The following is a 21,641-nucleotide window of genomic DNA, read 5'->3' as shown; positions in this document are numbered from 1 at the left end:
GATGCTGTCTGAGGAGACGATCGCGCAGATCGCGGCGGAGCTCGCCGAGGCCGACCGCACGCACGGCGTGATCCCGCGCATCACCGCGCGGTACCCGGAGGCCACCGTCGAGGACTCCTACGCGATCCAGGGCGTGTGGCGCGACTCGCAGGTCGCGGCGGGGCGCCGGCTGGTGGGCCGCAAGATCGGGCTGACCTCGAAGGCTATGCAGCAGGCGACGGGCATCACCGAGCCCGACTACGGCGTCATGTTCGACGACACCGTCTACGAGTCCGGCGCCGAGATCCCGACCGCGCACTTCTCGAACGTGCGCATCGAGGTCGAGCTCGCCTTCGTGCTGAAGGAACCCCTGGAGGGTCCGGACTGCACGCTGGACGACGCCCTGGCCGCGATCGACTACGCGGTCCCCGCGCTGGAGGTGCTCAACTCGCACATCGAGCTGGAGGGCCGCACGATTGTCGACACGATCAGCGACAACGCCGCCTACGGGGCGATGGTGCTGGGGACCGTGCGCAAGCGCCCCGATGAGATCGATCTGCGCTGGGTGCCGGGTGTGCTGTCGCGCAACGGCGAGATCGAGGAGACGGGCGTGGCCGCCGGCGTCCTCGGGCACCCCGCCACCGGCGTCGCGTGGCTCGCGAACAAGTTCCACCAGCACGGCGCGCGGCTGGAGCCTGGCGAGATCATCCTGGCAGGATCGTTCACGCGCCCGATGTGGGTGTCGCGCGGCGACGAGGTGCTGTGCGACTACGGACCGATGGGAACCATCACATGCCGCTTCGTCTAGCCCCGTCGTTCCGCGCACAGCTCGCGGAGTCCGACCGGCCGTTCGTGGGGATGTGGGTGTGCTCCGGCAGCCCGCTGCTCGCCGAGGTGGCGGCGGGCTCCGGCCTGGACTGGCTCCTGATCGACATGGAGCACTCTGCCAACACGCTCGAGTCGGTGCTCCTCCAGCTCCAGGCGGTCGCGGCGTACCCGGTCACCCCGCTCGTGCGAGCCCCCTTCAACGATGCGGTCGCGCTGAAGCAGATCCTCGACCTCGGCGCGCAGAATCTGATCGTGCCGATGGTCTCGTCCGCCGAGGAGGCCCGCGCCGCCGTGTCCGCGACCCGCTACCCGCCGGAGGGGGTGCGCGGCGTCGGCAGCGCCCTGGCCCGCAGCGCCCGATGGAACCGCGTCGAGCGGTACCTGCAGGAGTCGGCGCAGCACACCTCGCTCACGGTGCAGATCGAGACGACCGCGGGGGTGGAGGCCGCGGCCGACATCGCGGCGGTCGACGGCGTCGATGCCGTGTTCGTCGGCCCGTCCGACCTGTCCGCGTCGATGGGGCTGCTCGGCCAGCAGACGCATCCCGACGTGGTCGCCGCGGTGGAGCGGGTGTTCGCGGCCGTGCACGACGCTGGGAAGCCGGTGGGCGTGAACGCGTTCGACCCCGCCGCGGCCGACGCCTACCTCGCGGCGGGCGCGGACTTCGTGGCGGTGGGCGCCGACGTGGCGCTGCTCGCCCGGGCGTCCGAGGCTCTGGCCACGCGCTTCATCGGCACGGACGGCACACCGCGCTCCAGCTACTGACCCGCCGCGCCGCGTGATCCGTGGCAGGATGACTCGGTGCACAGCAGCGAGGCGTCCCGATGATCCGCGGTCTCGCGGCGATGCAGGACCGCAACTTCCGCTGGTTCTTCCTGGCGCGCGCGATCACGATGATCACCGGCTCGATGTCGTCGATCGCGCTGGCCTTCGCGGTGCTGGAGATCGACAACGACGCCCGGTCGCTGTCGATCGTGCTGGCCGCGTTCACCGTCAGCAACATCGTGTTCGTGCTGTTCGGCGGGGTCATCGCCGACCGCCTGCCACGCGCGCTCATCATCCAGTCCTGCTACGTCGTCGACATCCTGTCGATCGGCGCGATGGCCGCCCTGCTCTTCACCGGCACCGCGACGGTCCCCCTGCTGGCGATCCTGTCGGTGGTCAACGGCGCCTCCACCGCGTTCGTGCTCCCGGCGATGCAGGGCATCATCCCGCAGCTGACCACCCCGGAGCACCTGCAGCAGGCGAACGCGATGCTGTCGTTCGTGCGGTCGGCCGTCACGATCGGCGGACCGGTCATCGCGGGTGTCGTGGTCGCGGCCGCCGGCCCCGCGTGGGCCATGGTGGTGCAGGCTGCGGGCTGGCTGGTCGCGATCCCGGTCCTCGCGCTCGTGAAGCTGCCTCCGCCCGCCGCGGAGGGCGGCACCACGATGTTCCACGACCTGCGGATCGGGTGGCACGAGTTCTGGAGCCGCAGCTGGCTGTGGACCATCGTGCTGGCCTTCATGATCATGAACGCGATCCACGTCGGGGCGTGGGGGGTGGTGGGGCCCTACATCGCGAAGAACGACGACCGGCTCGGCATCACCGGCTGGGGGTGGGTGCTCAGCGCGGAGGGCGTCGGCGTGCTGCTGATGACGCTGCTGCTGATGTGGGTGCCGCTGCGGCGTCCGCTGCGCTACGGGATGATCGGGATGGCCACGTTCGCGATCCCGCTCACCGTGCTCGGCGTGCACCCCGGGGTGGTGCTGCTGGCGATGGCCGCGTTCCTCGCGGGGGCCGGAGCCGAGGTGTTCGCGACGGGCTGGAACCTCGCGATGATGGAGAACGTGCCCGGCGAGAAGCTCTCGCGCGTCGCCAGCTACGACATGCTAGGCAGCTTCGTGGTGATGCCGATCGGCACGCTCGTGTACGGCTGGCTGATCACCCAGGCCGATCCGGCCACCGTGCTGATCGCGTCCGGCGCGGTATACGGCGCGATCGCCCTGACGACGCTCGCGGTCCCCAGCGTCTGGCGGATGGGACGACCGGCGGCGGCGGTCGCTCCGGCCCGCGCCGAGGTGGCGGATTCATAGCAATCACGGGGAGACTGGGGGCATGACCTTCGCCGCCCTCCAGCCGCTCGCCGACCGTGCCGCCCTGTTCACCGCGCTCCGCCAGGACGCCCTCTCCGCGGCTGCCGATGCGCTCGGCGAGCACCGCTGGGATGCCGACCTGACTGCGGGCACGCTCACGTTCACGGCGAACGCGGATCCCACGCGGCAGCTGGTGACCCGCGCCCACCTGATCGCGACGATCGCCCCGGGGCCGCGCTCGCTGCTGTGGGCGTGGGCGCACCCGCAGGGCGACCCCCAGGGTGTCGCGGCCCAGCTGCGCGCGTACGGCACCGAGCACGGGGTCGCCGAGCTGACCTCCCCCGAGGTGCCGTTCCCGGCCGAGGCCTCGGGCGACGCGGACTGGATCGCGCAGGCGGCGCACACGATCGGCGGGGTCGCGGTCGAGCTGACCGGGCGCTCCCCGTACTACTCCGCGCCGGTCGACGGCGGCACGCGCGCGGTGTTCCTCCTCGACGCACCGCTGGCGCCGCTCACGGTGGCCGACGCCGTGGTCGCGCTCCCCCGCGTGCTCTCCGGTGCGGCGCTGCCCGACGCCCGGACGTCGGTGTGGGACCTCGCCCGTCTGGCCGGCTGGACGCTCACGTGGACCGACGAGGCGTTCTCCGGTGCGACCGTGGTCGACACGAGCGGCACCGCGACGTTCCGTTTCGACGAGCAGGCGCGCATCAGCGGCGTCGAGAGCTCGCTGCACGGTCGCTGAGCCCCGTCTCCTCCCGCCTGCACCGTCTCCTCGCACCGTCTCCTCGCGCTGCGGAATGGAGAAGGCGCCCCTCCCGGCCGGGTGGGGCGCCTTCTCGATCCCGCGGTGACGGGCCGCCGGTGTCAGACCGCGCGCTCGGCGGCTTCGACCACGTTGGTCATGAGCAGCGCCACCGTCATCGGTCCGACGCCGCCGGGGTTGGGCGACAGATAGCCGGCGACCTCCGCCACATCGGGCGCGACATCGCCGAACACCAGGCTCTTGCCCGTCTCCGGGTCGGTCTCGCGGGTCACGCCCACGTCGAGCACGGCGGCGCCCGGCTTCACGTCCTCGGCGCGGATGAGGTGCTTCACGCCCGCGGCGGCCACGATCACGTCGGCCTCCCGCAGGTAGCGCGGCATGTCGACCGTGCCGGTGTGGGTGAGCGTGACGGTGGCGTTGAGGTCGCGGCGGGTCAGCAGCAGCCCGATCGAGCGGCCGATCGTGACGCCGCGGCCGACCACCACCACGTGCTTCCCCTTCAGGTCGTAGTCGTTGCGCAGCAGCAGCTCGATCACCCCGCGCGGCGTGCACGGCAGCGGCGTGTGGATGGGCGCGTTGACGTTGAGCACGAGCCGGCCGAGGTTGGTCGGGTGCAGGCCGTCGGCGTCCTTCGCCGGGTCGATCCGCTCCAGGATGGCGTCGGTGTCGAGGTGCTTCGGCAGCGGGAGCTGCACGATGTAGCCGTGGCAGGCGGGGTCGGCGTTGAGCTCGTCGATCAGCGCCTCGACGTCCTCCTGGGTCGCGTCGGCGGGCAGCTCGCGCTGGATCGAGTTCATGCCGATCGCCTCGGACTGCCGGTGCTTCATGCCGACGTACAGCTGCGAGGCCGGGTCGGCACCGACGAGCACGGTCGCGATGCCCGGCGTGATCCCGCGCTCCTTCAGTGCGGCGACCCGCTCGGTCAGCTCGGCCCGGATCTCGGCCGCGGCGGCCTTGCCGTCCAGGATCTTCGCGGTCATGTGATTCCTCTTCTTCTCTCCCCTCCCGCCGGGTGCAGGGCTTCCCGTCGAGTGCACGCCCCGCTCGCGTGAGCAGGCCGTGCACTCGGCAGGATCCGGTGCGCTCGGCGCGAGGGACTACTGCTGCAGGTCGGGGTAGAGCGGGAAGGCGGCGGCGAGCGCGTCCACGCGGGCGCGCAGGGCCTCCACGTCGGCGCCGGGCAGCAGCGCGAGCGCGATGATGTCGGCCACCTCGGTGAACTCCGCGTCGCCGAAGCCGCGCGTCGCGAGCGCCGGGGTGCCGATGCGCAGGCCCGAGGTCACCATCGGCGGACGCGGGTCGTTCGGCACGGCGTTGCGGTTCACGGTGATGTGGATGTCGTGCAGGAGGTCTTCCGCCTGCTTGCCGTCGATCTCCGCGTCGCGCAGGTCGACCAGCACGAGGTGCACGTCGGTGCCGCCGGAGCGCACGGCGATGCCCGCGTCCTGCACGTCCTGCTGCGACAGGCGCTCGGCGATGAGGGCGGCGCCGCGGAGCACACGCTCCTGCCGCTCCTTGAACTCGGGGGTGCCGGCGAGCTTGAACGCGGTGGCCTTGGCGGCGATCACGTGCATGAGCGGACCGCCCTGCTGGCCCGGGAACACCGCGCTGTTGATCTTCTTGGCGATGTCGGCGTCGTTCGTCAGGATGAAGCCGGAGCGGGGGCCGCCGATCGTCTTGTGCACGGTCGAGGAGACGACGTGCGCGTGCGGGACCGGGTTGGGGTGCAGACCCGCGGCGACGAGGCCGGCGAAGTGCGCCATGTCGACCCACAGCACCGCACCGACCTCGTCGGCGATCGCGCGGAAGGCCGCGAAGTCCATCGTGCGCGGGTACGCCGACCAGCCGGCGATGATCACCTTCGGCTTGTGCTCGAGCGCGAGGCGACGCACCTCGTCCATGTCGATGGTCGAGGTCTCGGGGTTCACGCCGTAGGCGACGATGTCGTACAGGCGGCCGGAGAAGTTGATCTTCATGCCGTGCGTGAGGTGCCCGCCCTGGTCGAGCGAGAGGCCCAGGAGCGTGTCGCCGGGGCGGGCGATCGCGTGCAGCACGGCCGCGTTGGCGGACGCGCCGGAGTGCGGCTGGACGTTGGCGAACTCGGCACCGAAGAGGCTCTTGGCCCGCTCGATCGCCAGCGATTCGGCGACGTCGACCTCTTCGCACCCGCCGTAGTAGCGGCGGCCCGGGTAGCCCTCGGCGTACTTGTTGGTCAGCACGGAGCCCTGCGACTGCAGCACCGAGACGGGGACGAAGTTCTCCGAGGCGATCATCTCGAGGAAGGTCTGCTGACGCTTCAGCTCGCGGTCGAGGACCTGGGCGATCTCCGGGTCGACCTCGGCGAGCGGGGCGTTGAAGTAACGGTCGGTCATGACGTGCTCCTTTGACGACGGATTCGAGGGGTGTTCGCATCGGCCCAGGCGCGCGGTCGAATTCCGTGGTCAGTCGCTCCCCGGTGGTAGTCCACCCAGACGCCAGTCGCGACGATTACGAGCATAGCGGATCAGCGGAGCGGGACAGCGCGCTGCCGGCGGGTGCCCGACCGGCCACGCAGAATCGTTTCGATTCCGCTGTTCCCCCGGGCGTCCGCGGCCGATAGGTTTTGTTCATGGTCCTTCCTCTCGAGCTCCCCCTCGTGCCCGCCCCCGCCTCCGCCACCGTCGGCGACGGCCGCCTCGCGATAACCTCCACGTCCCGCATCCAGGGCTCCTCCCCCGCCGCCGCGCAGCTCGCCGCCGCGGTCGAGCGCCGCACCGGCCTGCGGCTGGAAACGGCCGCCGAAGGGCCGGCCGACATCGAGCTGCGCCTCGACAGCGGTGTCGCGGCTGCCGAGGGGTACACGCTGCGGATCGACGACCGCGCGGTGGTCACCGGCGCCGACGAGGCCGGGCTGTTCTACGGCGTCCAGACGCTGCTGCAGCTGCTGCGCGAGGACGCCGGAGGCTGGGCGCTGCCGCACGTGGAGATCGCCGACGCCCCACGGTTCGCGCGCAGGGGCGTGATGCTCGACGTGGCGCGCCACTTCTTCGGCGTCGACGACGTGAAGCGCTTCATCGACAGCACGAGCGCCCTGAAGTACAACCACCTCCACCTGCACCTGAGCGACGACCAGGGCTGGCGGGTGCACATCGACGCCTGGCCGCTGCTGACCGAGCGTGCGGCCACGACCTCGGTCGACGGTCACCCCGGCGGCTTCTACACGAAGGACGACTACCGCGAGATCGTCGCCTACGCCGCGACGCGGCACATGATCGTGATCCCCGAGATCGACCTGCCGGGACACACGCACGCGATCGGCGTCGCCTATCCGGAGCTCGTCGAGGAGCCGGTGCTGAACGACGCCCTCGTCGCCGACTCCGAGCGGCTCGGGCAGCCGCTCCCGGTCGCCGGCGAGACGTATCTCGGATGGGGCGTCGGCCACTCCAGCGTGCGCATCCACGAGGAGCGCACCTACGACTTCGTGCGCGACGTCGTCCGGGAGCTCGCCGAGATGACGCCCGGTCCGTACATCCACATCGGCGGCGACGAGTCGCTCGGCACCCCGCAGGCCGACTTCGACCTGTTCGCCGAGCGCGCGACGGCGATCGTGGTCGCGGAGGGCAAGACCCCCGTCGCCTGGCACGAGATGGGCTCCGCCGCGAACATCGCCGAGGGGACCGTCGGACAGTACTGGGGCAAGACCACGCCGGAGGGCACGCACGCGGCGGAGGCCGCGCACTTCGTCGAGCGCGGTGGCGCGCTGATCATGTCCGCCGCGAACGTGACCTACCTCGACATGAAGTACACCGAGGACTTCCCGCTGGGGCTCACGTGGGCGGCGATCATCGACGTCCGCTCCGCCTACGAGTGGGAGCCGACCGCGGTGCTCGACGTGCCGGAGTCCGCGATCCTCGGCGTGGAGGCGCCCCTGTGGTCGGAGACCACCCGCACGCTCGACGAGGTCGAGCAGCTGGTGTTCCCCCGCGCGGCGGCCCAGGCCGAGGTCGCGTGGTCCCCGCGCGAGGGTGCCGGTCGGAGCTGGGAGTCGTTCCGGGCGCGGGTCGGACGACTCGCGCCGCTGTGGAAGGCTGAGGGGGTCGATTTCCACCCCGCCGCTGACATCCCCTGGAGCGAACGTTGACCACCCACTCCTCCGCGACCGGCTCGCTGGTCGTCCACTCCGCCCGCATCGTCGACCGCGGTGAGGTCACCGACGACGGATGGGTCCGCATCGAGAACGGCGTCGTCGTCTCGCGCGGCACCGGGTCGGAGTGGGAGTCCGCGGACCAGGTGGTCGACGCGGCGGAGGCCGCAGGTCCCGACGCCGTGCTGACCCCCGGCTTCATCGACATCCACGGCCACGGCGGCGCCGGTGCCGCGTACGACGACGGCATCGACGCGATCCGGACCGGGCGCGACCTGCACCGCGCGCACGGCACGACCCGCGCCGTCATCTCGCTGGTGACCGGAACGCTGGACGCACTGGCGGAGAGCGTCGCGACCATCGCCGACCTCACCGAGACCGACGTCGACGTGCTCGGCTCGCACCTCGAGGGCCCGTTCCTCGACCCCGGCCACCACGGCGCGCACGAGCCGTCGCTGCTGCGCCACCCCTCCGAGCGGGACGTCGCCCGGCTGCTGGACGCGGGGCGCGGCACCGTGCGCCAGGTGACGATCGCGCCGGAGCTGCCGGGTGGGCTGGACGCCGTGCGGCAGATCGTCGCCTCCGGAGCGGCGGCCGCCGTGGGGCACACCGACGCCGACGCCGACATGGCGATCGCGGCGTTCGAGGCGGGAGCGTCGATCCTCACCCACGCGTTCAACGCGATGAACGGCATCCACCACCGCGCCCCTGGCCCCGTGCTCGCCGCGGCCGCCGATCACCGGGTGATCCTCGAGGCGATCGCGGACGACATCCACCTCGACCCCGCTGTCGTGAAGCTCGTGTTCGACGCGGCGCCGACCAGGGTCGCGCTGATCACCGACGCCATGGCCGCCGCGGGCAGCGCCGACGGGCAGTACGACCTCGGCGCCGTTCGCGTGACGGTCCTCGACGGGGTGGCGCGCGCCGACGACACGGGCTCGATCGCCGGGTCGACGCTCACGCAGGATGTGGCACTGCAGCGCGCCGTACGCGCGGGGGTGCCCCTGACCGAGGCGGTGCGCGCGCTCACCGAGACACCGGCGAGGGCCGTCGGACGGCACACGCGTCTCGGCGCGCTGCGCGCGGGCATGCTCGGCGACGCCGTGCTGCTCGATGCGAGGCTGCGCGTCGCGCGGGTCTGGACGGGCCACGCACTGTCCGCCTAGAAGGACAGCACTCCGCGCGACGCGCAGCGCTGCGGCCTCCGATCGAACAGGTCGTGACACCCGCCGGACTCCCCAGATCGGCGGCTGTCTCTCCCGTAGAGCGGGATGGTGGGCCGCCGTTCTCCCCAGATCGGCGGCCCGTTCCCTCCCGTGTCGAGCGGGCGGGGCCGAGGGCTCCTCCCCCGAGGACCTCGACCCTTCCCCTGATGCAGAACCCCCCGCATCAGAGCCTGAACTCCGCCCCCCGGTGGAGTTCGCATGGCTGTCTCTACGGGATGAGACGAAGCGATCTCCAGTTCATTACGCGACTTCGGAAAAAGTTTTCGGGGCTGGATGCCGAATGACAGAACCCGATGGATCTCCTTCGAACAGAGCACGAAGGGGTGGCCTTATCAGGACTTTCGCGGGACAATCGTCGTACCGCGTAATAAGACGCGCGCTCGCGCGTCTCTTCCCCTGAGGGCCGATCCGCGCCCCGGGACAGATGGATGATTGTGCACCGAGAGAACACCACACCTGACGAGCCCATCGGCGATGCCGACCTGATCCTCCGCACCCGCTCCGGCGACACGACGGCGTTCGGCGAACTCTGGAAGCGTCACTACCCGTCCGGCATCGCCGTCGCACGATCGGTGACCTCGTCGATCGACCCGGACGATCTGGTGCAGGAGGCGTACACCCGCATCTACCAGGCGATCGCCAAGGGCGGTGGGCCCAACGGGTCGTTCCGCGCCTACCTGTTCACGAGCATCCGCAACACCGCCGCCGCGTGGGGACGCTCGCGCCGCGAGACCGCGATCGACGAGCTCGACACGGTGGCCGACCCGAGCAGCACCGAGAACGCCTCCAACGAGGCGCTCGACCGCAGCCTGACGGCGCAGGCATTCCGCAGCCTTCCCTCGCGCTGGCAGGAAGTGCTCTGGTACACCGAGATCGAGCAGATGAAGCCGCAGGAGGTCGCACCGCTGCTCGGCATGAAGGCGGGCGCCGTCTCCCAGCTCGCGTTCCGCGCGCGCGAGGGTCTGCGCGAGGCGTGGATCCAGGCGCACCTGCGCAGCGCGACCCCCGGGTCGGACTGCCAGTGGACGATCGAGCACCTCGGCGCGTACTCCCGCGGCAACCTCGGCACGCGCGACCACAAGCGCCTCGAACTCCACCTCGACGAGTGCGCGCGCTGCATGATCGTCGCCGCCGAGGCCAAGGACGTCTCGATGCGCCTCGCGCTCGTCATGCTGCCGCTGGTGCTCGGCGTCGCGGGTGCCGGTGGCTACCTCGCGACCCTGCAGGGCGGTAGCGCTCCGATCGTCGCGATGGCGGCCATGCCGTCGAGCATCGCCGGCGGCGTGCTGGTCGGCGATGGCGGGGCGGGGCACGCGGCAACGGGTGTCGCCGCGTCCGGCTCCGGCGCGTCCGGTGGGTCCGGCTCCGCGGGAGGCAGCAGCGCCGGCGGTGGAAGCGCGAGCACCGGAGGGGCGTTCACGGGCATGGGAGCGCTGGTCGGCGCGGGGTCGGCCGCACTGGTGGTCGCCGGGGTCGTCACCGCTGCCGCGATCGTTCCCGGTCTCGCCGGCGCCAGTCCCGCGACGTCGCTCCCGAGCGCCGCGGACGGCGACTCCTCGATCACGACCGACATCGCGCCCGACACGTCGCTCGGGCTCGACGAGCCCATCGTGATCGAGGCGCCCGCGGAGGAACCTCCCGCTCCTCCGGCCGCCGAGGCGCCGACACCGCAGCCGACCGAGCAGTCCGGCACCGTCGTCGTCCCGTCGGCGCAACCCGTCGCACCGATCGCGCCGCCCGAGCAGGTGGACCCGACCGACCCCACCGACCCGACCGATCCGACCGACCCCACGGACCCGACCGATCCCACGGACCCCACGGACCCGACCGATCCCACGGACCCGGTCGAGCCCGCGAAGCCGACGGAGGGGCCGCGGTGGAGCGCCGCGACCCTCTCCTTCACCGGGATCCAGCTGCACTACACGGTGCCCGTCTCCGGAGCCCCGGGTCTCCAGGTGGAGGCGCTGATCGACGGCGCCACCGGTGGCGGCGACAGCATCACGCTGGATGATGCCGGCACGGGGACCATCGATCTCCGCCCGACCGCGCGTCAGCTGTGGAACGCGGACACCACCACGGTCACCTTCCGCTACGTGTTCCCGGACGGACCGGGGGCCTCGACAGACACCACGCTGCTGTCCCTCGCGCTCGAGACGCCCGTCGTCCCGGAGCAGCCCGCCGAGGACACCGCGCCCGTCGGCGACACGACGGCCGCGGCGGATGCGGCCGTCGTCCCCGACGAGACAGCGTCCGCTCCGGCACCGGCTGACGCGGAGCCCGCTCCGGCCGAGCCCGCTCCGGCCCCCGTCGAGCCCGCACCGGCCCCCGTCGAGCCCGCACCGGCCCCCGTCGAGCCCGCGTCGGTTCCGGCCCCGGTCGAGGCTGCACCGGCCGAGGCTGCACCGGCTCCCGTCGAGGCCGTCGCGACCCTCTCCGAGCCCGTCGCTGCGGCGGCAGAGGGCTCGACGATCGCCGAATAGACTGGAGTCATGACTCCGGATCCCGCCCCCGTCCCCGGCGTCGAACGTCAGGCGCTGACCGCGCTCGACCTCGTGCGCGTCGTCGTCCTGATCGCGGCGATCGCCTCTCTCGCCCTGTGGGGCTTCGCGAGCTGGGACCTGCCGTGGAACATCGTGATCGGCATCGGCGCGCCGGTCACGGCCCTGCTGCTGTGGGCACTGTTCCTGTCGCCCCGCCCCGTGCTGCGCGTGCACCCGTTCCTGCGTGCGCTGGTCGAACTGCTCATCTACGTGGGCGTGACGATCGCGTGGTGGTCCATGGGCCAGGCCCTGATCGGCACCGCCTTCGCCCTCGTCGCCGTGGTCGCCGGTGTTCTGAGCGGTCGCCGCGCCCTGACGTGAACTCGCCGTCGTGAGCATCCCGTCGTGAGCGTCGTCCCGCTGCTGCAGCAGGCGCTCGGCGCGCTCGTCGACACCGACGAGGACGCGCTCGAACGGGCGCGCTCCGACCGCTCCGGCCATGCCGCCGCGGGGCGCCCGCTGGCGATCGTGCATGCCGAGCGCGTGGAGCACGTGCAGGAGACCCTGCGCATCGCCTCGGCGACGCGCACGCCCGTGGTGGTCCGCGGCGCCGGCACGGGCCTCGCCGGGGCGGCCAACGCGGGCGAGGGTGAGATCGTGCTGTCGCTGCGACGCATGACGGCGATCCACGAGGTCCGCCCCGACGATCTGCTGGCCGTGGTCGAGCCCGGCATCCTCAACGCCGAGCTCAATGCCCACCTCGCGTCCTTCGGCCTGTGGTGGGCACCCGACCCCGCGAGCCGCGACATCTCGACGGTCGGTGGCAACATCGCCACGGGCGCGGGAGGACTGCTCTGCGCGAAGTACGGCGTCGTGCGGGATGCCGTCCTCGGCGTCGACCTCGTACTGGCCGACGGGCGGCTTCTGCACCTGGGGCATCGCAGCGTCAAGGGCGTCACGGGCCTCGACCTGACGGCTCTCGTCGTGGGTTCGGAGGGCATCCTCGGCGTCGTGGTCGGCGCGACGCTCAAGCTCCGGCGGCTCGTCCCCGGCGAGAGCTGCACTGTGACGGCTCTGTTCCCCGGTGTCCGCGCCGCGGCCGCCGCCTCAGCCGCCGTGACCGCCGCCGGGGTGCAGCCCGCGATCATGGAGCTCATGGACGCCCCGAGCCTCGCGGCCGTGCACGCTCTGCTCGGCCTGCCGGCGCCGACGCCCGGCACGGCGCAGCTGACCATCCAGACCGACGGGCCCGCGGCGGCCGCCGAGGCCGACGCGATCGACGCCATCCTGCGCGCCAACGACGGCGTCACCGAGGTGTCGCACGATCGCGCGGAGGGCGAGCGGCTGCTTGCGATCCGCCGGTCCATGCACGCCGCGATGGCCTCCCTCGGCACCACCCTGATCGAAGACGTCTCCGTGCCGCGGAGCGCCATGCCGGCGATGTTCGACGAGATCGCCCGCATCGAGCGCGAGTACGGTCTCGTGATCCCCACGGTCGCGCACGCGGGGGACGGCAATCTGCACCCGAACTTCGTGTTCGAGGGACCCGAGACCCCGGCACACGTCTGGGCCGCCGCCGATGCGCTGTTCCGCGCGGCGATCCGCCTGGGCGGCACGCTCACGGGCGAGCACGGCATCGGGGTGCTCAAGCGGCGCTGGCTTGCGGAGGAGCTCGGCGACGACCAGTGGCGGCTGCAGCGCGAGATCGCCGCCGTCTTCGATCCGCTCGGGATCCTCAACCCAGGGAAGGTGTTCGTCCCCGATGCCTGACATCCACGTGAGCGCGGCGGTGATCGTCGACGACCAGGGCCGCGTGCTGGTGGTCCGCAAGCACGGCACGACCAGGTTCATGCAGCCTGGAGGCAAGCCGGAGCCGGGCGAGAGCGCCGCGCAGACGCTCATCCGCGAACTGCACGAGGAACTCGGCGTGGCGCTGCGCGAGAGCGACCTACGTCCGCTCGGACGGTTCGTGTCCGCCGCCGCGAACGAACCGGGTCACCGGGTCGTCGCCGATGCTTTCACCGCAGCGATCGACCCGGCCGGGGTGCGGGTGCAGGCCGAGCTCGCGGAGCTGCGATGGATCACCCCGGAAGACGCGGAGACGCTGCCGCTGGCGCCGCTGAGCGTGGAGCACCTGCTCCCCCTCGCCTGGCCGGCCGCGACCCGGTGAGTCGGGGTCAGATCCCCTGCCAGGCCGGCTTGTTCGCGAACGTGTACCGGTAGTAGTCGGCGAGCTGCAGCCGGGAGGCCGCCGCCTCGTCGACCACGATCGTCGCATGCGGGTGGAGCTGGATCGCCGAGCCGGGCAGCAGGGCCGTCAGCGGACCCTCGACCGCTCCGGCGACCGCCTCCGCCTTGCCCTCGCCGAACGCGAGGAGCACGAGGTGCCTGGCCTGCAGGATCGTGCCCAGGCCCTGCGTGATGCAGTGCATGGGGACATCGTCGATCGAGTCGAAGAAGCGGGCGTTGTCCTCGCGCGTCTGCTCGGTGAGGGTCTTCACCCGGGTGCGCGACGCGAAGGAGGAGCCGGGCTCGTTGAAGCCGATGTGCCCGTCGGTGCCGATGCCGAGGATCTGCAGGTCGACGCCGCCCGCCTCCTGGATCGCGGCCTCGTAGTCCTCACCCGCGTGCTGGATGGTCGCCTCCGCGCCGTTGGGCACGTGGATGCGCTGCGGGTCGAGGCCCAGGGGCTCGACGACCTCGCGGGTGATCACGGAGCGGTAGCTCTCGGGGTGGGCGGGGTCGATGCCGACGTACTCGTCGAGGGCGAAGCCGCGCACCCGGGAGACGTCGCGCCCGGCGAGCTGCGCGCGCAGGGCCTGGTAGACCGGCAGCGGCGTGGAGCCCGTGGCCAGGCCGAGGACGGCGTCCGGACGACGGTCGATCAGTTCCACGATCTCGGTGGCGACCAGCGCACCGGCGGCCTCGGGACTCTCGACGATGACGACCTCAGCCATGCGGAACGATCTCCTTCTCAGAAATGGATGCGCCCACCAGAGCGGCGCCGAGTGCGGCGGCGGGGGAACCCGCGGGGAGCAGTTCGATTCTCTCATCCAGGCGCAGAGACCTCGCGAACGGTGACGCCTCGGCGCCGGCGTGCAGTGCGGCCCTGATGCCTTCGTCGAGGCGGCTTCCCATGGCCGTGAGGCCGCCCCCGATCACCACCGTCTCGACGTCGGCCGACAGCACCAGCACGCGGACCGCGGCGGCCGCGCCGAAGAAGAGGTCGTCACGCAGCGCGAGCGCCAGCGGGTCGCCGGCATCGGCGGCGTCGAAGATGTCCCTGACCGGCAGCGCGCCGGGTCGACCCCAGGCCTTGGCGAGTGCGCCGCCGCCGCAGAACGTCTCCACGCAACCGCGCTGTCCGCACCCGCACAGGCGTCCGTGCGGGTCGACCGAGATGTGGCCGACCTCGCCGGCGGTCCCGCGCGATCCTCGCCAGATGCGACCGTCCACGACGATGCCCGCGGCCACACCGGTGCCGAGGTTCAGGTACGCCATCGAACCGCTCACGCCGCTGAGCACGGCGGCTCCGAGCGCCGCCGCCTTCACGTCGTTCTCGACGCGGAACGGCACGCCGAGCGCTCGCTCCGCCCGGTCGGCCAGGTCGAGCGACTCGACCCCGAGGTTGACGGCGTGCACGACGCGCCCCGCGTCCGCATCGACCAGCCCGGGGATGCCCACACCGACGGACCCGACGGCCGACAGCGGGACCCCGGTCTCATCGGCGAGGGCGACGACGGTCGACACGATGCTGTCGACGACGGCGTCCTCGCCCCAGCCCGTGGCGCGGCGCAGGCGTCCGAGGATCTCACCGGCGGGGTCGACGGCGACGGCGTCGATCTTGGTTCCGCCGACATCCAGGCCAACACGAATCGGCCGACCGGGGAGGTCGGCGGCAGCGGTTCCGGTCATCGGATGCCGGTCTCGGTCGTGGTCGCGGAGGTCACGACACCCCCAGCTGCCCGGAGAGCACCATGACCGCGGCTCCGCGGAGCACGATGTCGTCCTGATGCGTGAGCCGCACCATCACGTCTTCGAACACGCCCTCCAGGGTGCGCGCGTGCAGGGTCTCGACCGCGGCGTCGATCAGCGTGCCGTCGAGCAGTTCCGCCGGGCCGGAGAGGACGACTTCGGACAGGTCGAGCGCGGCGACGATCGGGGCGATGGCGATGGCCATGCGCGTGCCGGCGTCGCGCAGGATGTCCTCGCGCGCCGAAGGGTCGGCGTCGAGGGCCTCCCGCATCCGGCTGACGCTGAGCCAGGCCTCCAGGCAGCCGATCTTGCCGCAGGCGCAGCGCGGGCCGCCATCGGTGCCGACGACCACGTGTCCGATCTCCCCCGCGGCGAAGCGACTGCCCAGCAGCGGCTGGCTGCCCGTGATGAGGCCGGCACCCACGCCTCGGCCGATCTTGATGAGCATGAAGTCGGCCTTCGCCTCGCCGAAGGTGTATTCCGCGAGGACAGCGGCGTTCGCGTCGTTGCGCGCGAGGACGGGCAGGTCGAGCTCGGCGCCGAGCTTCGCCTCGAGCGGGAAGTCGGTCCAGCCGAGGTTGGGCGAGCTCAGCACCAGACCGTCCGGTCGCACGACGCCCGGCGTGCCGATGCCGACGCCGAGCACGGGGCGCGTGGCGGCGTCGACGAGGCTCTGTGCGAGCTCGCGGAGGGCGGCGTAGGCGGCCTCCCCGTCCGGGCGCTCCGGGCGAGGCACCTGGCGGCGCTCCAGCACGTCGCCGTCGAGGCTCAGCACGGCTCCCTCGAAAGCGTTCGGACCCGACAGGTCGAGGCCGACGATCTGGTGCCCGGCGCGGTCGATGTCGATGAGGATCGGCGGCTTCCCCGGACCCACCGCCTCGCGGACGCCCATCTCGATCACGATGCCGTCGGCGATGAACTCCGCGACGAGGTCGGAGATCGTGACCCGGGTCAGTCCGGTCTCCCGGGAGAGGTCGGCGCGACTCATCGCTCCGGAGTGGTACAGCGTCTGCAGCACGAGGGCGCGGTTGTGTCCGCGGGCGTGCTCGGGGAGCACCTTGGTGCGCGAGCGCAGGTGCCGCGCGGGCCCGAAGGCGTGCGCGTTCGCGGCGACGAAGTCTGTCGTCGCCGCGGGGCGCTGATCATCCGAAACGGACATGTTTGTTAGTAGACCTTACGAACAAAAATTGCGCAACCTCTGCCCGCGGGGCCGCGGCCAGGGTTACCGAAACGTTACATTACTTTCGAGCCGCGCGGGCCCGTGCCGCAGAACCGTCCAGGAGCCGCTCCACCAGCCCCGCGACGATGGCCTCGCGCGCCTCCACCGTCAGCGGCTTTCCCGGAACGCCGGGGCGGCGCTGATCCGGGGACGGGCCATCCAGCGGACGATACCGCACCCCCGCCGCCGCCAGGCGACGCAGATGCGTCGGAAGCCGCCGCATGAAGTCCGCGAACGGCCGCGGCTCCCCGCCCTCCCACAGCCGCTCGGCGATCGCGGCGAGCCGCGGGAACATCGCGAAGTCCACGCGGTCCCGGCTGGGCAGGTGCTCGCTCCACACGTTCGCCTGACCGCCCACCGCACCGTCCTCGATCCGGAGCGAGTACGCGCGGGCGAGCGGCAGCGGGGGTCCCACCCTGATCGGCTCCTCGGGCGACTCCGACTGCGGATAGTCGAGGTAGACCTCCAGGTCGGGGCACGCCACCACGGGGATCCCGCGGCTCAGTGCCTCCCGCATCGCGACGGGTCCGCGCCACGCGAGGATGCGCACGCCCTCCGGCACCTCGCCCTCCAGCACCTCGTCCCACGCGAGCGCCGTGCGACCCCGCGCGCGCACGTGCGCCACGAAGTGCGCGGTGAACCAGGGCTGCACATCATGCGGCGTCGCCAGGCCCAGCGCGCGCATCCGCTCCGCTGCCGCCTCGCTCTGCGCCCACTCCGTCACGGGCACCTCGTCCCCGCCGATCCCGATCCACTCCGCGTCGAACACGTCGCAGAGGGCATCGATCGCCGCACGGCCGAAGGCCAACGCCGCTTCCGTCGGGGCGAGCGTACGCGCGTTCACGCCGAACCGCTCCCACGGGCCGCTCGCCGGCACGCCCACATCGGTGTTGCCGAGCTCGGGGTACGCGGCCAGCGCGGCCTGGATGTGCCCGGGCAGCTCGACCTCCGGCACCAGGGTCACGCCGCGCTCCGCCGCATAACGGACGAGGTCGCGCAGCTCGTCCGTCGTGTAGAAGCCCTCGTGCACGCCGGGCTCGACCGTGGCCTCGGGCCCGTGCCCGCGCTGGGTGGCCTCCCGTCGCGCGCCGACCTCCGTCAACCGCGGGTAGCCGGGCACTTCGAACCGCCAGCCCTGATCGTCGGTGAGGTGCAGCTGCAGGATGTTCAGGTGGTGCAGCGCCAGCAGGTCGATCAGACGCCGCACGTCGTCGACCGGGCGGAAGTGCCGCGCCACGTCGAGCATGACGCCGCGCCAGCCGTACGCCGGCGCCCCCTCCCACACACCGGCCGGAAGCAGCACCTCGGCCTGCGCAGGGGCGTCGGGGTCGCGCAGCTGCCGCAGCACGGTGGCGCCGCGGAAGACCCCGAGCGGACTCGCACCGCGGATCTCGACCCCGTCGGCGGACACGGTCACGCGGAACGCCTCGTCCCCCACGCGGCCGGCGCGGGCGGCCGCGGCCCCGAGGGCGTCATCCAGCGTGAGTCGGATGCCCTGACCGGTCCCCTGGCCTCCCCCGCCCAGCCAGTCGACGGACGCGGACAGCTCGGACACCGCGTCGATCGGGGTGTCCGGCCGCCACGCGAACCGAGCCGCCGCGGCATCGACGTGCGCCGCAATCGCCGGCAGGGTCGCCCGGTGCGCGGGCGGCGGCAGGCGCAGGGCCCGTCCGGCGACGGCACCGGTCGCGACGCCGTCCAGGACCACGGGCACGCCCGCCACCAGCACCTCGTGGACGCCGATCGGCGGCCGATGCGGCTCCTCGAACGTGGCGCCCGCGGCGACCGTGAGCGGATCGAACAGCACCAGGTCTGCGGTGGCGCCGACGCGGATGATGCCGCGAGGCGCATCGCCGCGGTCGAGTCCCAGACGAGCCGCGGGGTTGCCCGAGAGGTGGCGCACGGCCTCCTCCAGCGTCAGCACCCCGAGCTCGCGCACGTAATGCCCCAGGTAGCGCGCGAACGTGCCGCGGCCGCGAGGGTGCGGACGGGCCCCGATCAGGATGCCGTCACTGCCGCCGGAATGCCGCGGGTGCCGCATGATCGCGCGCACGTTGTCCTCGTCGCCGATGTGCATCAGCACGCCGGTCGCCCCGGCGTCCTCGAGGATCGTGTCGAGCACCACGTCGACGGCCCGCCGCCCCGAGTCGTTCGCGATCTCGGCGACCGTGCGGCCGACGAGGCCCGCGAGAGCCGGATTCGCGGTGCCGGAGATCTGGATGGCCGACCAGTCGGCACGCTCCCCGTGGAAGCCGTCGCACCCGAGCTCCTCCAGCTCCACGCGGACGGCCTCGCGCCCCTCGGCATCCAGCCCGGCGATGGCGGCCAGCAGGTCGCCCGACGCCGCCAGCCGGCTGGGCAACAGGGCAGAGAGCGTGGTCGCGCCGGGGAGATACGGATAGGTGTCGAGCGTCACGTCGACGCCGTCCGCGATCGCCGCGTCGACGATCTCGAGCAGCTCGTCGGCCCGGCCGCGGTTGGGGGCGAAGTTCATCGTGGCGTGCGTCAGGTGCACCGGGCAACCCGTGCGACGGCCGATCTCGACGGCCTCGCGGTACGCATCCAACGCGGCCGCGCCGTAGCTGCGGGTGTGCGGCGCCCAGTATCCCCCGCGCTCGGCGACCACACGGCACAGGGCCTCGAGCTCCGCGGTGTCGGCGTACATGCCCGGTGTATAGGTCAGGCCGCTCGACATGCCGAACGCCCCCGCGTCCAGAGCCTCGCCGAGCAGCGCGGCCATCGCCTCGATCTCCTCCGCGGTCGCCGCGCGGTTCTCGTGCCCGACCACCATCATCCGGAGGTTCCCCTGCGGAACGAGCACCGCGGCGTTCGCGACCGCGGCGGCGTCGATCTCGGCCAGCAGATCGCTCATCGACCGCCACGGCACCGTGGTGGGCAGGCCGTTCCACCCCGCGATCTGCGCGGGGATCACCGCGGCTGTCGCGTCGTCGAGCGGCGCGTACCCGAGGCCGTCCTGACCGAGCACCTCGCAGGTCACGCCCTGACGGATCTTCGCGTCGTGCGCGGCACCGCTCAGCACCGCGAGGTCGCTGTGCGCATGCATGTCGATGAAGCCGGGCGCGAGCACGAGGCCGGAGGCCTCCACCTCCACGCCGCCCTCGGGCAGCTCGAGCTGTGCGTCCTCCCCTTCGGGCACGACCGCGACGATCCGCGGGCCCTCCACCGCCACATCCGCCGTGAACCGCGGCGCACCGGAGCCGTCGACGACCGTGGCCGAGCGGTAGACCCTGACCAGCCCGGCCGCCGCCTTCTCCGCACTCAGAAGCACGTCGCCACCGCTCCGATCACTCGAGGGTCGTCCGCGTCGGGATCGTCGATCACCGCGACCACCCGCCACTTGTCGAACGCGGTGCACGGGTGCGAGAGCCCGAGCCGCACGACCTCGCCGACCGCGACCGCGGCGCCGTCCGCGAGCCGCAGGAAAGCATGTTGATCGTTGAGCGCCGTGATCTCGCCCTCGACGCTCTGCGGCACCGGCAGGTCGAGGTCGAACGGCACGTCACGGCGTCCGGCGTCGAGCAGCGCCAGGGCATCCTCGGGCTGGGAGACCACGCGCGACCAGGCGTGCATGGCCGACCGCAGCGGTGCCGTACCGGTCAGCGGGCCGAAGGGCGACATCCGGGCGTAGAACCCGTCGTCGTGGATCTGGAACGCTCCGGAGCGCAGCACCACGTCGGCCTCGGGAGCGAGCGGCGACAGCACGGCGGCGGCCCGGTCGGGGAAGGAGCTCCCGCCCGCGCTCACGACCGGACGAGGCCCCTCCGGGTAGTCGAGTCGGCGGTGCAGCTCGACCAGGGTGTCCAGGTAGGCGTCGACCGCGGCGACCGACGCCGCGGACCGATCCGGCCCGAACGGCCCCTCGTATCCGGTCACTCCGGCGAGGCGCAGGCCCGGTGCGGCGGTGATCGCGGCGGCGATGCGCTCGCCCTCCTCCACGCTGCGGGCACCCGTGCGTCCGTGCGCGCCGCCCAGCTCCACGAGCACGTCGAGGGGGCGGGCAGCATCGGAGAGGGCATCGGCGAGGATGCGGACGCCGTCGACCGCGTCCGCCCAGCACAGGATCCGCAGGTCGTGGTCGGCGGCGAGCAGTTCGCCGAGGCGACGGGCGGCAGCGGCATCCGTGACCGCGTTGGCGATCAGGACGGTCGGCACTCCGGCGGTCACGGCCACTTCCGCTTGCCAGGGCGTCGCGACGGAGATGCCCCAGGCGCCCGCGTCGAGCAGCCGCTGCCACAGCGCGGGGGCCATCGTGGTCTTGCCGTGCGGGGCCAGGCCCACGCCCTGCTGTGCGGCCCACGCGAACACGGTCTGCTCGTTGTGCGTCAGCGCGTCGGCGTGCACCGTGAGCACCGGCGTGACCAGGTCGGAGAGGTGCAGTCCGGCCTGCCCGACCTCGGAGAGCCGCAGCCCTGCGGCGCGCGCCGGGAACCCCTTCGCCCAGGCGCCGAGAACGGGATCCGGAATTTGTAGAGGCATCTAACAAGGCTACTAGGCTGGCGGCATGACCGCGAAGACACGAGTTTCGACCGACGCCGCCCCCGCCCCCGCCCACACCTTCTCGCAGGGAGTGCGCAAGGGCCCGATCGTGCAGGTCTCCGGCCAGGGCCCGGTCGACCCCGTCACGAACGAGTACCTCCACCCCGGCGATGTCGCGGCACAGACCACCCGCACGCTCGAGAACGTCAAGGCGATCGTCGAGGCGTCCGGCGCCACGTTCGACGACGTCGTGATGCTCCGCGTCTACCTGACCAAGCGCGAGGACTTCCCCATCATGAACGAGGCCTACGGCGCGTTCGTCGAGGCGCACACGACGAGCGGGGTCCTGCCCTCGCGCACCACCGTCTTCACCGGCCTTCCGCGCGAGGAGATGCTCGTCGAGATCGACGGTCTCGCCGTCATCGACTGACCGCGCAGCCGGACGTGTCCGGAGAACGGGGAGGCAGGGTAGCAGA

18 protein-coding genes and 1 riboswitch are annotated in these 21,641 nt (G+C 72.4%); of the genes, 11 read left to right on the top strand and 7 right to left on the bottom strand.

What is annotated here, in order from left to right:
• Position 1: 1 nt before the first annotated feature.
• From ACFWCH_RS10385 to ACFWCH_RS10370, 4 genes are read left to right on the top strand one after another with little or no spacing between them, the layout of a single operon-like run.
• Complete coding sequence (locus ACFWCH_RS10385) at positions 2 to 787, top strand: fumarylacetoacetate hydrolase family protein (protein WP_136033960.1); 786 nt, start codon at positions 2 to 4, stop codon at positions 785 to 787.
• A complete protein-coding gene (locus ACFWCH_RS10380) occupies positions 772 to 1,572 on the top strand; it encodes an HpcH/HpaI aldolase/citrate lyase family protein (protein WP_136033959.1) in 801 nt (266 codons plus the stop codon). The genes ACFWCH_RS10385 and ACFWCH_RS10380 overlap by 16 nt, the downstream gene beginning before the upstream one ends.
• 59 nt (positions 1,573 to 1,631) lie before the next feature.
• Positions 1,632 to 2,882: an MFS transporter gene (locus ACFWCH_RS10375; RefSeq protein ID WP_378803489.1), complete on the top strand. Its 1,251-nt coding sequence runs from the start codon at positions 1,632 to 1,634 to the stop codon at positions 2,880 to 2,882.
• 22 nt (positions 2,883 to 2,904) lie between these two features.
• Positions 2,905 to 3,624, top strand: a complete 720-nt coding sequence (locus ACFWCH_RS10370) for a DUF6882 domain-containing protein (protein ID WP_136044387.1) — start codon at positions 2,905 to 2,907, stop codon at positions 3,622 to 3,624.
• Positions 3,625 to 3,746: 122 nt separating this feature from the next.
• Here the strand turns inward: ACFWCH_RS10370 and ACFWCH_RS10365 are convergent, their stop codons facing one another.
• Entirely contained in the window at positions 3,747 to 4,625 is an 879-nt protein-coding gene (locus ACFWCH_RS10365) for a bifunctional methylenetetrahydrofolate dehydrogenase/methenyltetrahydrofolate cyclohydrolase (RefSeq protein ID WP_136033953.1), read from the bottom strand.
• 117 nt (positions 4,626 to 4,742) lie between these two features.
• Positions 4,743 to 6,017 (bottom strand): serine hydroxymethyltransferase, encoded by a 1,275-nt coding sequence (gene glyA / locus ACFWCH_RS10360; RefSeq protein WP_136033951.1) that lies wholly within the window; start codon positions 6,015 to 6,017, stop codon positions 4,743 to 4,745.
• A 35-nt stretch (positions 6,018 to 6,052) separates the two neighbouring features.
• A riboswitch (ZMP/ZTP riboswitch) is annotated at positions 6,053 to 6,137 on the bottom strand.
• A gap of 116 nt (positions 6,138 to 6,253) precedes the next feature.
• On the opposite strand from glyA, the gene ACFWCH_RS10355 reads away from it, so the two are divergent.
• The 6 genes from ACFWCH_RS10355 to ACFWCH_RS10330 all read left to right on the top strand — a co-directional run bounded on the left by ACFWCH_RS10355 (position 6,254) and on the right by ACFWCH_RS10330 (position 13,644).
• A complete protein-coding gene (locus ACFWCH_RS10355; protein ID WP_378803488.1) occupies positions 6,254 to 7,765 on the top strand; it encodes a beta-N-acetylhexosaminidase in 1,512 nt (503 codons plus the stop codon).
• Positions 7,762 to 8,934 carry an N-acetylglucosamine-6-phosphate deacetylase gene (locus tag ACFWCH_RS10350; protein WP_378803487.1) on the top strand — a complete coding sequence of 391 codons (1,173 nt, stop codon included), beginning with the start codon at positions 7,762 to 7,764 and terminating at the stop codon, positions 8,932 to 8,934. The genes ACFWCH_RS10355 and ACFWCH_RS10350 overlap by 4 nt, the downstream gene beginning before the upstream one ends.
• Before the next feature lie 488 nt (positions 8,935 to 9,422).
• The gene (locus ACFWCH_RS10345) at positions 9,423 to 11,474 is read left to right on the top strand and encodes a sigma-70 family RNA polymerase sigma factor (RefSeq protein ID WP_378803486.1); all 2,052 of its coding nucleotides are present in this window, start codon (positions 9,423 to 9,425) and stop codon (positions 11,472 to 11,474) included.
• Positions 11,475 to 11,483: 9 nt separating this feature from the next.
• Positions 11,484 to 11,855 carry a YrdB family protein gene (locus ACFWCH_RS10340; protein ID WP_136030984.1) on the top strand — a complete coding sequence of 124 codons (372 nt, stop codon included), beginning with the start codon at positions 11,484 to 11,486 and terminating at the stop codon, positions 11,853 to 11,855.
• A gap of 24 nt (positions 11,856 to 11,879) precedes the next feature.
• Entirely contained in the window at positions 11,880 to 13,244 is a 1,365-nt protein-coding gene (locus ACFWCH_RS10335; RefSeq protein WP_378803485.1) for an FAD-binding oxidoreductase, read from the top strand.
• The gene (locus tag ACFWCH_RS10330) at positions 13,237 to 13,644 is read left to right on the top strand and encodes an NUDIX domain-containing protein (RefSeq protein ID WP_136030988.1); all 408 of its coding nucleotides are present in this window, start codon (positions 13,237 to 13,239) and stop codon (positions 13,642 to 13,644) included. Before ACFWCH_RS10335 ends, ACFWCH_RS10330 begins: the two co-directional genes overlap by 8 nt.
• Before the next feature lie 7 nt (positions 13,645 to 13,651).
• Here the strand turns inward: ACFWCH_RS10330 and nagB are convergent, their stop codons facing one another.
• From nagB to ACFWCH_RS10305, 5 genes are all read right to left on the bottom strand, one after another.
• Complete coding sequence (gene nagB, locus ACFWCH_RS10325) at positions 13,652 to 14,431, bottom strand: glucosamine-6-phosphate deaminase (RefSeq protein WP_136030990.1); 780 nt, start codon at positions 14,429 to 14,431, stop codon at positions 13,652 to 13,654.
• Positions 14,424 to 15,389 (bottom strand): ROK family protein, encoded by a 966-nt coding sequence (locus ACFWCH_RS10320; RefSeq protein ID WP_247638478.1) that lies wholly within the window; start codon positions 15,387 to 15,389, stop codon positions 14,424 to 14,426. The genes nagB and ACFWCH_RS10320 overlap by 8 nt, the downstream gene beginning before the upstream one ends.
• A gap of 31 nt (positions 15,390 to 15,420) precedes the next feature.
• Complete coding sequence (locus tag ACFWCH_RS10315; RefSeq protein WP_136030992.1) at positions 15,421 to 16,608, bottom strand: ROK family transcriptional regulator; 1,188 nt, start codon at positions 16,606 to 16,608, stop codon at positions 15,421 to 15,423.
• Positions 16,609 to 16,687: 79 nt separating this feature from the next.
• The gene (locus ACFWCH_RS10310) at positions 16,688 to 19,957 is read right to left on the bottom strand and encodes a family 20 glycosylhydrolase (protein ID WP_378803484.1); all 3,270 of its coding nucleotides are present in this window, start codon (positions 19,955 to 19,957) and stop codon (positions 16,688 to 16,690) included.
• The gene (locus ACFWCH_RS10305) at positions 19,948 to 21,165 is read right to left on the bottom strand and encodes an alanine racemase (protein ID WP_136030995.1); all 1,218 of its coding nucleotides are present in this window, start codon (positions 21,163 to 21,165) and stop codon (positions 19,948 to 19,950) included. Before ACFWCH_RS10305 ends, ACFWCH_RS10310 begins: the two co-directional genes overlap by 10 nt.
• Positions 21,166 to 21,190: 25 nt before the next feature.
• Here ACFWCH_RS10305 and ACFWCH_RS10300 point away from each other — a divergent pair, with 25 nt between their 5' ends.
• Positions 21,191 to 21,595, top strand: a complete 405-nt coding sequence (locus tag ACFWCH_RS10300; RefSeq protein ID WP_136030997.1) for a RidA family protein — start codon at positions 21,191 to 21,193, stop codon at positions 21,593 to 21,595.
• Positions 21,596 to 21,641: the final 46 nt, after the last annotated feature.

Origin of the sequence: Microbacterium sp. NPDC060132 (assembly GCF_042729675.1) — a bacterium.
Classification (GTDB): domain Bacteria; phylum Actinomycetota; class Actinomycetes; order Actinomycetales; family Microbacteriaceae; genus Microbacterium; species Microbacterium sufflavum.
The sequence above is the reverse complement of the archived record's forward strand: the minus strand, read 5'-3'. Positions and strand labels throughout refer to the sequence as shown.

What these genes read in the sequence shown, in the direction of transcription:
- ACFWCH_RS10385 (WP_136033960.1), top strand. Translation starts at nt 2, where the DNA reads ATGCTGTCTGAGGAGACGATCGCGCAGATCGCGGCGGAGCTCGCCGAG.
- ACFWCH_RS10380 (WP_136033959.1), top strand. Translation starts at nt 772, where the DNA reads ATGCCGCTTCGTCTAGCCCCGTCGTTCCGCGCACAGCTCGCGGAGTCC.
- ACFWCH_RS10375 (WP_378803489.1), top strand. Translation starts at nt 1,632, where the DNA reads ATGATCCGCGGTCTCGCGGCGATGCAGGACCGCAACTTCCGCTGGTTC.
- ACFWCH_RS10370 (WP_136044387.1), top strand. Translation starts at nt 2,905, where the DNA reads ATGACCTTCGCCGCCCTCCAGCCGCTCGCCGACCGTGCCGCCCTGTTC.
- ACFWCH_RS10365 (WP_136033953.1), bottom strand. Translation starts at nt 4,625, where the DNA reads ATGACCGCGAAGATCCTGGACGGCAAGGCCGCCGCGGCCGAGATCCGG.
- glyA (WP_136033951.1), bottom strand. Translation starts at nt 6,017, where the DNA reads ATGACCGACCGTTACTTCAACGCCCCGCTCGCCGAGGTCGACCCGGAG.
- ACFWCH_RS10355 (WP_378803488.1), top strand. Translation starts at nt 6,254, where the DNA reads ATGGTCCTTCCTCTCGAGCTCCCCCTCGTGCCCGCCCCCGCCTCCGCC.
- ACFWCH_RS10345 (WP_378803486.1), top strand. Translation starts at nt 9,423, where the DNA reads ATGATTGTGCACCGAGAGAACACCACACCTGACGAGCCCATCGGCGAT.
- ACFWCH_RS10340 (WP_136030984.1), top strand. Translation starts at nt 11,484, where the DNA reads ATGACTCCGGATCCCGCCCCCGTCCCCGGCGTCGAACGTCAGGCGCTG.
- ACFWCH_RS10330 (WP_136030988.1), top strand. Translation starts at nt 13,237, where the DNA reads ATGCCTGACATCCACGTGAGCGCGGCGGTGATCGTCGACGACCAGGGC.
- nagB (WP_136030990.1), bottom strand. Translation starts at nt 14,431, where the DNA reads ATGGCTGAGGTCGTCATCGTCGAGAGTCCCGAGGCCGCCGGTGCGCTG.
- ACFWCH_RS10320 (WP_247638478.1), bottom strand. Translation starts at nt 15,389, where the DNA reads ATGACCGGAACCGCTGCCGCCGACCTCCCCGGTCGGCCGATTCGTGTT.
- ACFWCH_RS10315 (WP_136030992.1), bottom strand. Translation starts at nt 16,608, where the DNA reads ATGTCCGTTTCGGATGATCAGCGCCCCGCGGCGACGACAGACTTCGTC.
- ACFWCH_RS10305 (WP_136030995.1), bottom strand. Translation starts at nt 21,165, where the DNA reads ATGCCTCTACAAATTCCGGATCCCGTTCTCGGCGCCTGGGCGAAGGGG.
- ACFWCH_RS10300 (WP_136030997.1), top strand. Translation starts at nt 21,191, where the DNA reads ATGACCGCGAAGACACGAGTTTCGACCGACGCCGCCCCCGCCCCCGCC.